This is a genomic window from Aliivibrio wodanis, from assembly GCF_052920805.1.
In genome coordinates, this window is the sequence record NZ_JBREXA010000001.1 from 331,145 (window position 1) to 344,940 (window position 13,796).

Below are 13,796 nucleotides of genomic sequence, written 5' to 3' on the forward strand. Positions count from 1 at the left end.
TGGGAGAACAATAGTGTTTTTCCGTCAACAATTGTCATTCTGCATCCAAATATTAATATGAAGCAAACACTTGTTACGGCTGCTAAGAAGATCGACGATTCTGGGATTTCAGTTAATAATTTATTAGTACTAAGTGAAACATCTAAAAGAGACAAACTAATAGATTACTTGATAGAAGTTAACCCGAAGAAGTTTTCAAACACCCTATCTAAGGAAATAACGTACCGAGAATATATTTGGCAATACTGTATAGATGAAGAGTTTAAAGTTGGTGATAAGCCAATAGAAATTGATTTTTATACTGAACAGGAAATGACAGATGAAAATGGTGATGAATATCCTGCAATAGAAAAACTAGTTGAAATATTAAAATCTAAAAGTGATTATATTAGTCATTTGTTGATTGGTAGTGGTGGGATGGGAAAAAGCTCACTCTGTTTATCATTGATAAATAAATTAACGGAGAGCGATAATATTCCATTTCTTATTAGTTCTGAAGAAATAAGGAAATACTGTGAAGATAACAATTATAATCCACACCGAATAAATGACATTTTTGATCTTTATGAGATTCAAGCAAAATGTAACTTACACTTGAATGTCCTAGATAGGAAAAAATTTGACTTGGCACTGCTTAGTGGCAGTCTGACCATCATTATTGATGGTCTTGACGAGTTGCCGTCTATATTTGGCGAAAAGTTTGATACTAGATTATTTCTCGAATCTGTATCAAGTATTCACTCAGAATTAGGTAATAGCAGGATATTAATAACGTCTCGAGATCATAACCTTTTGAATGATGAAGAGATGGATATGCTGAATATCAACAAGTTTGAATTATTAGGTTTTCAAGAGATAGACTGTATAAGATACGTTAGGAAGCGTTTTCGAGATATATACACGACAGAAGAACTTAATGACATATGTAGAGGTATAGTAAGTAAAATAAAAGACACATCATTTTATGAAGATGGTAGAATTGTTCCGTTTTTCATTGATGTTGTTTGTAATATTTACGAAGAGTATGAGGCTTTTGAAGGAACAGATATAGCGTCATCAGAAGATATTCCTTATAAATGTCTTAATAACGTAACTGATGGTATTATCTATTCAATCTTTGAAAGAGAAACTATTAGGCATTCTATTCCGATATCATCAATTGAAATTTTTGATATTTTTTGTTATTTTTCAGCTGTGTACGGTAAAAGATGGGATATTGAACAAGTTGAACAGTATATATCTATGATGTATGGTGAACATCAAAAATATAAATCTATAGTTAATTCGATCTTTATTAACCCTCTTTTGGTTAAGTTAAATAACACTGTTATGTTAAAGTATGATTTTACATTGTCTTACTTTAATACTATATATGTTATTGAAAATACAGTTAAGAAAAATATCCAGTCAGAATTTGTAGACCTGTTGGCTAAAACAAGCTATGAGTCTACAGTATTCTATGATTTGAAAAAATATTTAAGACTAAACTCTATAAATGTAAATGACATTGCAAAAACAATAATTGATAGCATTAATAAAGGCAAGGGTGGTAATGATTGTAAATTTACGACTGCTAAAAACAATTCGGCAATAGAGTTTCTTTTCTTCTTGTCTGTAATGTGTGTCAAAAATCCAGATAGAGCAAGTACTACAGAAAACTATAAATATATATATGGAGGTGATGTACCTAACACCATTAATCATGCTTATGTTAAAGGCGATATTCCCCCTATTGATTTTTCCTCGCTGACTGTCATTAATAGTAAATTCTCTGACTATCCTAATTTTATGAATTCCTCTTTTAGTGACTCTTCATTTATATATACAATATTTGAACGTTGTTTTAATGAAGGTATTAAAACAAGTGAGCTTCTATCTGCTGAAATTGATACTGATTCATGCGAATTAGGCGATTTGAAAGAAGCCTTATTGATGTTAAAACAAAAAGATAAATTAGATAGCGAACGGGTAATTGAAGAATGTAGAAAATTTCTTGGAAGTTTCACCAGAGGTCAGAGCTACAGAGATAATAATGAAGTACATATTAGATTCTCTAAAGTTGTCAAAGGTCTTTATCGTACAGAATTTAAAAAAATATTGAAAAAAGGATTTGTGATACTTAACGCAGATAAAGAAGTCGATAAGTTTTATGCACTATCACCTACTTTTAAACGTAGTGCTCGCCGATTTGTTTTGAATGGAACTAGAGACCAAAAAGTAAAAGAATTTATTAGCTTTGTCCTAGAAGAGTAATTAGTTTTAGATAAGCAAAAAGCCGTTATGGTAAGCCTCCTTGAAGCGAGGCTTACCTATCTATATTGATTTATCAGAGTTTGTTGTAGGTTTTATATATACCTTAGTTCCCCACAGTGGTACTGTAGATGAACTCTTCATTACCAACACTATGACAATGTAATGTGGTTGTTGGTAGATACTTATATCATTCTTAGTCTAAATCACGTAAAACTAGCACAATATATGGTATCGTTGTTTCATAATGTTTGATGCTATGGAGCTTATGCGTGATAACTGAAATTACACTTGATGGAGTGGCGAGCTATAAGAAGAAAGCAACGCTCACCACTGATAAAAAAATCAATATTATTTACGGTCTCAATGGTTCGGGTAAAAGCACTTTCTCAAATTATTTATATGACCGAGACAATCCAAAATATAATCAATGTACTCACAATGTTGGTGATGTTTCCATTCTTGTATACAACCAAAGCTTCATTAAAGAAAACTTTTATGACAAAGATTCGCTTAATGGTATCTTTAGCCTATCCAAAGAGAATAAAGATGCAAAAGAAAAAGTTGACGCTGTAACGGTTGAGATAGAACAATTAGTAAAGGATAAGGAAGTATTACAAAAAGCAATTGGTACACAAGAACAGCTAATAACGACAGCGAAGCTTATGGCTCAAGCTAAAGCGTGGGAAATAAAAACAAGTTACTCTGGTGGTGATCGAGTTCTAGAGTTTTGTCTGAAAGGGAAAATGGGAGGTAAAGAGGCTCTATTCAACCATCTTGCTTCAATTCCCTTACCACAATCCAAACCAACAAAGACAGTTGCTATTTTAAAAGACGAAGCCAGTGCAATTGATGGTGATACTGCAACGAAATATTCAGTCCTTAGTAAGCTAAGTTCATACAAATTGTGCGATGAAGATGTTGTTTCGCTAGAAGAGATCATTGTAGGTAGTAAGGACAGTCCAGTTTCAAAATTAATTTTGAAACTACAAAACTCAGATTGGGTAAGCGATGGTTTAAAATACATAGAAAAACTTGAAGATGGTCAGTGTCCTTTCTGTCAATCAAAGACAATAACAGATGCATTGACTAAACAAATTGAAGATTATTTCGATGAGTCTTATCAAGATAGTGTCAATGGAATTAAAGATATTGAGTCTCATTATGAAACTACAATAACTCAATTTCCTAGTTTAGATGAGTATAAACAAAACCCTTTTTCAGAGTCCAATCTCGCAGATTTGACAAAGTATCACGGTCAAGTTTTTAATGGGTTAAAATCAAATCTAACTTCAATTCAACAGAAGGTGACGAATCCAAGTTTAAAAGTAGTTTTGACCGATATATCTGAACCAATCGATAATTTCAATTTATTGATTGATAAATTTAACCAAGAGATTGGTGGTCATAATGCACGTATAGATAACTCTTCGACTGAGTTAGCCAAAATAAGTAATGAGTTTTGGTCAATATTGAGATACGAATATGATCTTACGATTAGTACTTTTAATGATGCAAATAACAATGCTAATAAAGTGATCGGTGCAAAGAAAAAAGAACTTGATGATAAAACAGACTTGGAAACTGAGAAAAATGCAGATCGAGTTAAGTATCAAAAATCAACGATTAATATTGAAGATGCAATTCGCAACATAAATCAGGGTTTAACTGAGATTGGTATTATTGATTTCCATATAGAGAAATATGAAGATGACTTATATCGGCTTGTACGAACAGATACTAATGATAAAATCTTCTCTTCATTGAGTGAAGGCGAAAAAATGATCATCAGTTTTCTATACTTTAGGGAGTTGTTCAGAGGTAAACAAAGTGCAACGGAAGGGCAGGTTAAAAAGATTGCAATTATAGATGATCCAGTATCAAGCCTTTCACATATTTTTGTGTATAACATAGGACAATTATTGAAGAACGATTTCTTTAATTCATCATCAGTAGAACAAGTTTTTGTCTTGACCCATAGTTTGTATTTTTTCTATGAGTTAACGGATGCAAATCATCAAAGACGCAAAGAAACTCAGAATCTTTTTCGCCTATCTAAGAATACCACTGGTAGTTCGATCTGTACGATGAAGTATGAAGAAATTCAAAATGACTATCAGTCATATTGGTCTGTGATTAACGATGATAAACAGCCACCCGCTTTGATTGCTAATTGTATGAGAAACATCATTGAATATTTCTTTAACTTTGTTCAAAAAGAAGATTTAAGTAATGTAATTCAAAAGCCTGAGTTGAAGGAATTGAGGTTTCAAGCATTTGTAAGGTATATCAATAGAGAATCTCACTCTTTAGGGCAAAATATCTTCGATTTTAAGGAATTTGATTATAATGACTTTAAAGAGGGATTAAGATTAGTGTTTGATGTAACAGGTTATAATTCCCATTACAATAAAATGGCGAAAATTAAGGCTTAGAGACTACTGAACAAATTACTGGCAGTTAATCACATTTTACTTAATAAACAACCTATAATGAACTTATGTATACACCAAAACTAGACAACGAAGAAGATTTTTATAACTTGGAATGTTTATCTCAAGATATTCCTTGGTTAGTTGATGCTCACTATGAAAAAAGAATATATAGCCTTTGGAATGAGTTTAGGTTAGAGGGCGAACGAAAAGTAATAAAAACTCTTTTAACAAGGCTTATTCATCATGAACAAAGAGATCGTTTTGTGTCTTTAGATTACCTTTCAAATGTAATCTCTGAACTAGGTATTACCGCTGATTCTACAATCTTCGTAGCAACTTCAGATGGTAATGAAGTTGATGGTTCTACTAAGGGCCTTTATGATTTTAAAGCTGAATTGGCAAGTTATGAAGAGAACTGGAAAGAAAATAACTTTCTGCCATCAATTGAACAGTCGTATGATGTTATTCATCGGGGGAGAGTAAAAAATGTCGTGATTTTTGATGACTTCATCGGAACAGGGAAGACAATTGTAGAGAAAGTTAATCAGCTAAAATCCGAGATTAAACGTAGAAAAATAAGTGGAGTTAATTATTACATATTTGCTTATGTAGGCTTGGAGTTTGGTGTTGAATATGTAGAAAAAGAACTGTCAATGAACATTAATTGTCATGTAAAGCTTAAGAAAGGAATATCTGATTTTCCTGATTCAGATGAAATAAAGAAAATTGTTATAGAGATGGAATCAAAATTAAAGAATAAGTGGAATAAAATGGAACTTTATTCATTTAGCTTAGGCTACGATGGTTCAGAAGCCCTTTATCAACTTTATAGGTCTCATTGCTCTAATAATGTACTTCCAATTTTTTGGTGGAAGTATAATAGCAGCGGTGATTTTCGACAGCCCTTATTTAATAGGCTTAGGTGATGAATAAAAACAATATAAATTCAGTTTTAAAATTGATTGTTTTGGAAAGGGAATCAACGCTATTCGAATTACACCAAACATATAGAATGACTTACTCTGAATCTAAAGATGCCGTTGAATTCTTGGAAAGTGTTGGAGTGGTAAAGTTTGATGGTAAAGTGTTTGAACTGAATGATACCTTAAATCCTGATAATATGAGTAGACTTTACAATTCTATAAAATATCGAAATTTAGAATTAGAGTCAGATATTATTAATCAATATAGACGTCAAGCCACTGATATTGATGAATTGTATAATCCTGATTTGTCTTTGTTGAGTCAGGAACTAAAAGCTTGACTCTAATAGAGTCAATACATACTATGTCTACGCTGCTTACCATTAGGCAGAGTAGGTGAATCGCCTATCCTCATATTAGGGTCTTTTTAACCAATATGTGTACTTTTTTGTGATGGTAAGCAGCTTTTTATATGAGCTAGGAAATAAATGTGAATCACTCAAAATCCTATAGATGGTATAGTTACTTTATTAATAAAGGTATTTCTGAAGCTCAAAGTTTAGTTCTTTCTAACTATGCACAAAGACTAGAATCCAGCTCTGTTCCAGTGATTTTTGAATTAACTCATCTAGCATATTTGTTAGGTGTAGATAAAGATCTGTTAAAAGGTATTGTGTTTAGGAATGAGAGGTTTTATCGAAATTTCGAGATACCCAAGAAATGTGGAGGAGTAAGAAAAATTGACTCTCCATATCCTAAGTTACAGTATATTCAAAAATGGGTTAAGACACACATATTAGAAGCGTTACCCATAAGTCGAAGTGCTTATGCGTATGTTAAAGGTCACTCTCATATAGTTCATGCAAAGAAGCATATTGGTGCAAAGGAAATATACAAGGCTGACATTAAGAATTTTTTTGAGAATATACCATTCTTAAAAGTACAGAAAGTTTTTATTACGGCTGGTTACTCTCATAAAATTAGCCATCAGTTAGCTAAAATATGCACAATATATGGGCATCTACCTCAAGGTGCACCAAGTAGTCCGATACTAAGCAATATTATTCTTTACGATATGGATCTTGAGTTTAAACGTTTAGCAGTCGCTCATAGTTGTTTTTATACCCGCTATGCTGATGATTTATGTTTCTCAGGGGATATCATTACAGAAGAATTGATTGATTCTATTAAAAAAGTATTATCATTTAATGATTTTACATTAAATGATAATAAATCTAAGATAGTTTCAGGGAGTGTCAGAAAAATTATAACGGGTTTAGTTATAAATGATGATGGCTTAAGAGTCCCAAAGAAAATAAGACGAGAGTATCGGAAAAAATCTTATTATTTGATTAAAAATGGTCTTAAAGAATTTGATGGTAGTCGTTGTAAATTAGACCCTTTGTATATTGACTCTGTTATAGGTACTGGAGCGTATATATTACAAGTTGAGCCTAATAATGAGTATGTTAAAAGGACGATGAGTATGATTATTAAACTAAAGCAAAGTCTACTAAGTTGATTTTCATTGTTTTAAATATAGTTCATCGCTATTTAAATATTATCCAGAGGCTATTCTAAACAAATTTAGATAGCATAGAATGGAGAAGTGAAGTAATTATGCTTCTTCAAGTTAAGTACCGATGTTAAAGTCATCAATACTTAACTTATGATATTATTTAAAATAATAGGACTTAAATTCCCGATAACTTTTTTTTGAATAAAAGGTTCAAGACTCTTTATTTATATCTAAGGTTATTTTAGAGATAAGCATACGCAGCACCTTTTCTTCCCATCTAGTTCCATAGTCTGAGTTGAAGCTTTACAATTAGAGCAAACGTTAGGATTATCTTTTCTCTTGATTAGCGTCAATTGAGATTTAAGTTCACCCTCCATAATCTCAACATCTTTGTAGTACGCTTTTAAGTAGTAGTCGTGAAGTGTGAGTTCAGAAAAGGGAACAAGATCGTTCTTCCATTTGTGGTTAAGTTCATTTTCTTGAATGAACGGTTCTCTCCAATGAACATCAAGCCATAACTCACCAGTTTCTTTAGTCTTATTTTTTGCTTCAGGGCTTAAAACAAGGGCATTGGCTCGATTCCTATAAGCAATATCTAAATCAGTAAAGCGTTTACCATCAAAATCGAGTAGAACCCATACAACAAATGTATTGTTACGTTGGTAGAAGTGCTCTCGAGCTGCAATAACACTGATAAATGTGGTGCTCATTTGCAATTCAAATACAACACGTTTTGTTTGCCCTGCATCGTTATAGTAAGAAGATACATCAGGAATACGCCACTCTTTACTCATTATCTGAGTGGGGTCAATAGTTGAATCTCTAAACGTTGCTTCAATTTTGCAATCAGTGAATCTCTGTAATCGGTCATTTTTTATTGCTTCGTGGATAAACTCTTTAGATTCTCTATGAGCTTTACCTTCTTTTTGACCATTGAATTTCATTGCAAGGATTTGCTCTTGTTTAAGAACTGAATCTTTTTCTTGTAATGGACATTCTGCATTTTGATGCTTGTGTTTATAATGATCTATAGTTCGAGCTTGGTTAGAGCGTAATACAACTGGCTGAAAACAGACTGCACATAAGTAAGTTCTTAATCCGTCTTCGATAAGACTCCTTTTCTTGAAAAATTCTCCTTCCTCGATTCTATCAAGTTGATCTGCAACAAGAATAATATCGTGGGTGTGATGATCATAAATATGGGTTATGAGTCTTTTTTTAAAAGTGGTAGCCATTATATATCACTACTTTCAACTAACCGTTGAAGTCCTTGAGTATCCTTGAATAATTTGAATTTTTGGGTCTTGTAGAAATCAACGGCTTTCTTTTCTTCGTTTAATTCTCGTTGTTTCTTCTCAAGTTCTTTTTCTAAATCTTGAAGTTTGTTTAATGCAATTTTGGTTTGTTTGTCGTAATGATAATACGATTCAGATAACTCAATAATTTGAGTAAGCTCTTGCTCTAAATCGCCAAAAGTACAATCGAATTGTTCTAATATACTTCTCAACCACGTAGCATTTTTAATCTCGGCATTGATGGTGTCTTTTTGTTCTTTTAATCTGTTTAGTTCCGTTGTTAATCTATTTTTTTCGCACTCTTGTTGCTCAATATGACGCTTACCAGAAGAAAAGGCTGTGCGTAGATCTTCAACTCTTTCATTCAGTATTGAAGCTGTTGTACCACCTAGCAACTCACTTCTTTTCCGCTTAAGTTCTGAAATTTTAGCAAAAAGATTATTTTCTTCTTTTTTTAAAGTGTCGATATTTTTATTCAAATCAAATTTATGATTTTGCTTAAGGTGACGGTCAAGATTTTCTTGCGCTGTTTCTGTATTACTCTCAATCTGTTCTAGCTTGTAATTGGCTGATCTAATTCGTTCTTCTACAGTGCTTAGTTCAATAAGAGCTGATTGTTTTTTACTCTCGATGGAAGCACATTCGATTGAAGCTATGTTTCGTGTTAAAGGGTGAAGAGGGTTGAATGAGAGCCAAGAACAAAGCTTATAAAATTGGTCATTTAAAACGTTTTCTTGTATGTATGAGGTGAAGTTTGTCGATGGAACTGTTAAGTCACTAAGATTAACTTCAATGACACTCTCAAAGCGTTGTCGAAGAGCTAGAATTTGTTTCTGATCTACTTCTGAGTCTTCTAGAGCAATCGTGAGGTAAATAGTGGTATTGTCTTGAAGTGTAAGTTCAATAATAGGACGAGTATCACTATCCACTAATAAGGTGCAATGAATCACTTCTATATTAATATTGTTACTATAAGAATAATCAATAGGGATCGATAATTTTTCCTGAACAGAAATTAGGTAAGTTAATCGTTCACAGATTTCAGATAAAACGAGGTGTTCGCATTGCTTATCTGAATGTTGATAAAGCTGAAAACTTTCTTCTCGTATGACGGTGTTTCCACATACACGACAATGACCTGATAAATCACTATTCTTTTTTGAATCTATCAAAATACCATTATTATTGAGACAAAAACGAATTCCCATTCTTTGAGTGCTGCAAAGCATTACCTAACTCCACGAAGCTCAGACACATAATTCTATTTAAACAGATTTGTAATGATAAAAGTATGCAATTGAGTTTATATTGAGGAGTTTGTCCGAAAATTAATATAATCAATATGATGTTGGTAATTTAAGAGGCAATACAAGTAGGTAAACTAATGATATTTGGGTAGTGATAAAAGTAAGCCGCTTTTTAGGTAGCGGCACACTTTTCGTTTCTTAGTTCGTTGCAATTGTTGGCTCGATATATGCCTTCGTTCCCCACAATGGAACGGTAGATAAGCTATGCTTAAAGCTACTATCAGTTTCTTTTGTAGTGTATGCGAGGTAAAGTAGAGTCTGGTTCTCAGCATCATAAATACGTCTAACTTTCATGCTTTTGAAGAAGATACTTTTGGATTGTTTAAACACTACTTCTCCTGATTTGCTCTTATCAATCTCAGCAATCATATCTGGTGTAATTTCACCTGTTTGGCGACATGAAATAGATGAGTCACTTGGATCTGCAAGTGAGAAATCAGCTTCAACAGAAGCTATATGACAAGTTACTCCTGATATTTTGTCATCATTCAAATTTCTTAACGAAATGTCCTTTAAGGAAAAAATCCCTAAATCAACGCTACCTACTTCATTGTCTGAACAGCCAGAAAGCAGTGCAGCGAATAACCCAACCAATACGATTTTCTTCATTTTTAAATGCCTATAATCAAGAGTGTTTTTTGATTGTAGCATAAAGAATGGCTAAAATTTGCCAAGAGTGTATAATGGTTGTGTAAATAAGCACACATCCTTCATGGTAAACCAGCCAAGTCCTACGTCACCAACTTCGTTATCCGAGCAGCCTCCGAGTAATCCAACGATACTTAACGCTAATAGTAATTTTTTCATAAAGTTTTTCTCTAAATAGACGATATATAAACTATATCATTAAACGTGTGTTTTTGGTGAAGGTGCGATGCATCTAAATATGTTAGATTTCTACATCTTCCTGACAGTGAGTGATGATCTCACTGTATCATAGGAGCTTAAGATATGCGTGCGAGATTAAAGTGAAAATTAGTTTTTTGAATTAGTCGAAACTGTATTGATATTTATTTTATAGAATATGAGTGTGAGAATATATCGTGAAAAAACAAATATTTGCTGCTATTTTTTTGGTTTTGTTAGTTAGTGGGTGCAGTTCATCGCCTCAACCAAAAATGTGTGTTCCTGATTTTTGCAATATATGGGGACAGTAATTTTTTACGTCTCGATGTTATTGTTAGATTCAACGTATCTATTTAATGTAATTAAGCCTATAATCAATAAGTTCAAGACATTGTTAGGATTTTAAAATGAAAGTATGTGGCGTAGAGCTTAAAGGTAATGAAGCAATCATCTGTTTAGTAAATAAATCAGATGGCATGATTGACCTACCAGATTGTCGTGTTGCTAAATTTGATATTACTGAGCCATCTAAAACGGAATCTATCCGTGATTTTCAGTTTAAATTTAAAAAATTAATGCAAGACTACCAAGTTGAAACGGTCGTAATTAAAGAGCGTTTAATGAAGGGTAAATTTGCAGGTGGGGCTGTTGGTTTTAAACTAGAAGCTGCGATTCAATTGATTGATGGTATTGAGGTAGAAGTTTTACCAGCAGCTGATCAAAAAGCTAGCCTAAAACGAGCACCAGAAATGCTTAGAGTTAAAGAGATTGGCCTTAAGGGTTATCAACAAGAAGCATATGAAGTTGGTTTTGCTTTCTTAAATTTATAATTTTTATTTTAAAGGATGGGTGACCATCCTTTTTTGTAGGTGATATGACTATTGATTCGGAAAAATTTTATCAGCAAAAGGTAGCTTGGTTAGCTAGTCAAGTAAACGTCGACTTCCCAACACCTGAAAGTGTTAAAGGTCGTGATATCTATGTAAATCAAGTGGCGATAAATCCAGAAGAGTATAAGTCTACACCTTCAGATCTCAGTGATACAATTTCAGTATTACAAGTGACTGAGCACCGATTAACTATTCGTTGGGCGATGACCGTTGCAAGTCAATGGAAAGACGAAACAGAATATAGTCATGTTCTTGAGTTTTTAACTCAAATTGATTTATGTGATGAGTATCAATTATTTGTTGCACTTGATGGTATGAAGCCTGTAGCGGCTTGTTTATCTCAAATATCTGAAAATGTGATGTATGTTTCAGATGTTGTGTTAACCAGTAATGATATCAATATTAATAGTTTTTTAAGCTCTGTTATGGAGCAACAATCGAACTTAACTGGTGATAGTTTTACTTCTTGTATTAGAAAGTAAATCAACTTTGTTTTATTGAGCGTAGAGTGTATGCGTTATTATTTCTCATTAGTGCTGTGCTTGTCTTTCTCTTTTATTTCGACAGTGTCTTTTTCACAGTCTATAAATGTAGAAAAACCAATTAATATTTTAGTTTTACATTCATATAGTCCATCTTATCAATGGACTATGAATATAGAAGAAGGTATTAAAGATGCAATCAAAAATACAGATCAACGTATTCGGCTTTCTGTCGAGTTCATGGACTCTAAACGAGTCGATAGTAAAATTTACAAACAAAACTTCATAAAGCTCCTTTCTTATAAATACCCAGCAGATTATTTTGATGCAATTATTGTTTCTGATGATAATGGCATTAACTTCTTAATCGATAATGCCGATAACTTATACCCTAATATCCCGATTGTAGCTGTAGGTATCAATAATTTATCAATTGATCTAAAAACACTAGAAGAGCGTACATTGGTTTATTATGAGCGTGATCATATCGCCACTAATCTAGCCTTGGCTCAATCGCTGTTCCCTAATGTGGATACAGTATATTTATTGAGTGATAATAGCTTAACATCGCAACTTATCCGTCGCCATTTTTTAAAAGAAGCTAAACGCTTTCCTGATTTGAAGGTTACGATTATCTCGAATCAGTCTTTAAGTGAGGCTGCCTCTTTTTTATCTGCTGCTTCTAAGAATTCAGTTGCCTTTTTAACGCACTATAATACAGAGTTAGAGTTCGGTTTGTATTTTGATTATGAAACGGTTGCTTCTGTACTATCAAAAAATAGTGCTGTACCTATTTTTGTTTTTTGGGAGCACTATATTGGTTATGGTGTTCTTGGTGGATATGTAAATCGTTCTTACTCATTAGGTATTCAATCAGTCTTATCATTAAGCCAAAAATTAGACTTTACTATTAATGAGATAGCATCTGATTTTCCTCGTTCGTGGGAATCGTATGTATTTGACTTTAATGCTGTTGATAAATTTAATCTGCGGCAAGAAGACCTTCCCTACGCATCAAGTATGATGAATGAACCACATTCATATTTATATGAGAATAGAAATATTATTACCGACATTGCTCTGCTTATAGCAATGATGCTTGGTATTATTATTACTCAATCTATTGCTATTTTAAGAAAAAAAGAACTGAATGAAAATAAATCCCAGATCTTAGCCTTACAAAATAAAACATTATCAGTACAAAAAGAGATGATTGAAGTTCTAGGTGAGGCGATAGAAACGCGTTCAGGAGAGACTGGGAATCATGTACGTCGTGTCGCTAAGATGTCATTACTATTAGGTAAAATATATGGATTACCTAAAAGTGATTATGAATTAATTGAAGTTATTAGCCCAATGCATGATGTTGGGAAAATAGGGATCACTGAAGCTATTTTAGATAAGCCAGGGCGATTAACTCAAGAGGAAAGGAAGATAATTGAAACTCATACTCTTATTGGTTATAAGCTATTAATCTCTGGTGATGGAGAGATAATGCACTTTGCGGCAAGAATTGCATTAGAGCATCATGAGAGGTGGGATGGGAAAGGCTACCCTAAGCAACTATCTAAAGATGACATTCATATTTTTGCTCGGATCACTGCGATTACAGATGTTTTTGACGCCCTCATGAGTCGTCGTTGTTATAAAGAGCCATGGTCTTTAGATAAGGTAATAGAATTATTTAATAGAGAGTGTGGTAAACAATTTGATCCTAAATTGTGTCAGCTATTTTTAGATAATATTCAATGCTTTGTTGATATTCGGAATGAATACCCAGATTAGCGAGAATTCAAGAAATAAAAAAGCCCGAGATTCTGTTTAAATTAGATACTCGGGCTTTTTGTGA

Annotated in this window: 11 protein-coding genes; 8 read left to right on the forward strand and 3 right to left on the reverse strand. The window is 32.9% G+C overall.

From position 1 onward, the window contains the following. Positions 1-57 precede the first annotated feature (57 nt). The 5 genes from ACU5DF_RS01475 to ACU5DF_RS01495 all read left to right on the forward strand — a co-directional run bounded on the left by ACU5DF_RS01475 (position 58) and on the right by ACU5DF_RS01495 (position 7,130). Entirely contained in the window at positions 58-2,253 is a 2,196-nt protein-coding gene (locus ACU5DF_RS01475; RefSeq protein ID WP_446711531.1) for an NACHT domain-containing protein, read from the forward strand. A 269-nt stretch (positions 2,254-2,522) separates the two neighbouring features. Beyond that, complete coding sequence (locus tag ACU5DF_RS01480; protein ID WP_446711532.1) at positions 2,523-4,685, forward strand: AAA family ATPase; 2,163 nt, start codon at positions 2,523-2,525, stop codon at positions 4,683-4,685. A gap of 65 nt (positions 4,686-4,750) precedes the next feature. Further along, complete coding sequence (locus ACU5DF_RS01485) at positions 4,751-5,611, forward strand: phosphoribosyltransferase-like protein (protein WP_446711533.1); 861 nt, start codon at positions 4,751-4,753, stop codon at positions 5,609-5,611. Further along, on the forward strand, positions 5,611-5,949 hold the full coding sequence (locus tag ACU5DF_RS01490; protein ID WP_446711534.1) for a hypothetical protein: 339 nt from the start codon (positions 5,611-5,613) through the stop codon (positions 5,947-5,949). The genes ACU5DF_RS01485 and ACU5DF_RS01490 overlap by 1 nt, the downstream gene beginning before the upstream one ends. 149 nt (positions 5,950-6,098) lie before the next feature. Continuing rightward, a complete protein-coding gene (locus ACU5DF_RS01495; RefSeq protein WP_446711535.1) occupies positions 6,099-7,130 on the forward strand; it encodes a reverse transcriptase family protein in 1,032 nt (343 codons plus the stop codon). Between the two features lie 233 nt (positions 7,131-7,363). Here ACU5DF_RS01495 and ACU5DF_RS01500 read toward each other — a convergent pair whose 3' ends face one another. The 3 genes from ACU5DF_RS01500 to ACU5DF_RS01510 all read right to left on the reverse strand — a co-directional run bounded on the left by ACU5DF_RS01500 (position 7,364) and on the right by ACU5DF_RS01510 (position 10,338). Next, the gene (locus ACU5DF_RS01500) at positions 7,364-8,362 is read right to left on the reverse strand and encodes a DUF6035 family protein (protein ID WP_446711536.1); all 999 of its coding nucleotides are present in this window, start codon (positions 8,360-8,362) and stop codon (positions 7,364-7,366) included. Beyond that, a complete protein-coding gene (locus ACU5DF_RS01505) occupies positions 8,362-9,630 on the reverse strand; it encodes a hypothetical protein (RefSeq protein WP_446711537.1) in 1,269 nt (422 codons plus the stop codon). The genes ACU5DF_RS01500 and ACU5DF_RS01505 overlap by 1 nt, the downstream gene beginning before the upstream one ends. 237 nt (positions 9,631-9,867) lie before the next feature. Beyond that, positions 9,868-10,338, reverse strand: a complete 471-nt coding sequence (locus ACU5DF_RS01510; protein ID WP_446711538.1) for a CreA family protein — start codon at positions 10,336-10,338, stop codon at positions 9,868-9,870. A 644-nt stretch (positions 10,339-10,982) separates the two neighbouring features. Here ACU5DF_RS01510 and ACU5DF_RS01515 point away from each other — a divergent pair. The 3 genes from ACU5DF_RS01515 to ACU5DF_RS01525 are packed head-to-tail and all read left to right on the forward strand — an operon-like array spanning position 10,983 to position 13,732. Next, on the forward strand, positions 10,983-11,405 hold the full coding sequence (locus ACU5DF_RS01515) for a DUF3010 family protein (protein ID WP_045103868.1): 423 nt from the start codon (positions 10,983-10,985) through the stop codon (positions 11,403-11,405). A 44-nt stretch (positions 11,406-11,449) separates the two neighbouring features. Beyond that, positions 11,450-11,947, forward strand: a complete 498-nt coding sequence (locus ACU5DF_RS01520; protein WP_080889860.1) for a hypothetical protein — start codon at positions 11,450-11,452, stop codon at positions 11,945-11,947. Positions 11,948-11,977: 30 nt separating this feature from the next. Then, positions 11,978-13,732 carry an HD domain-containing phosphohydrolase gene (locus ACU5DF_RS01525; protein WP_446711539.1) on the forward strand — a complete coding sequence of 585 codons (1,755 nt, stop codon included), beginning with the start codon at positions 11,978-11,980 and terminating at the stop codon, positions 13,730-13,732. The last annotated feature ends 64 nt before the right edge of the window (positions 13,733-13,796 follow it).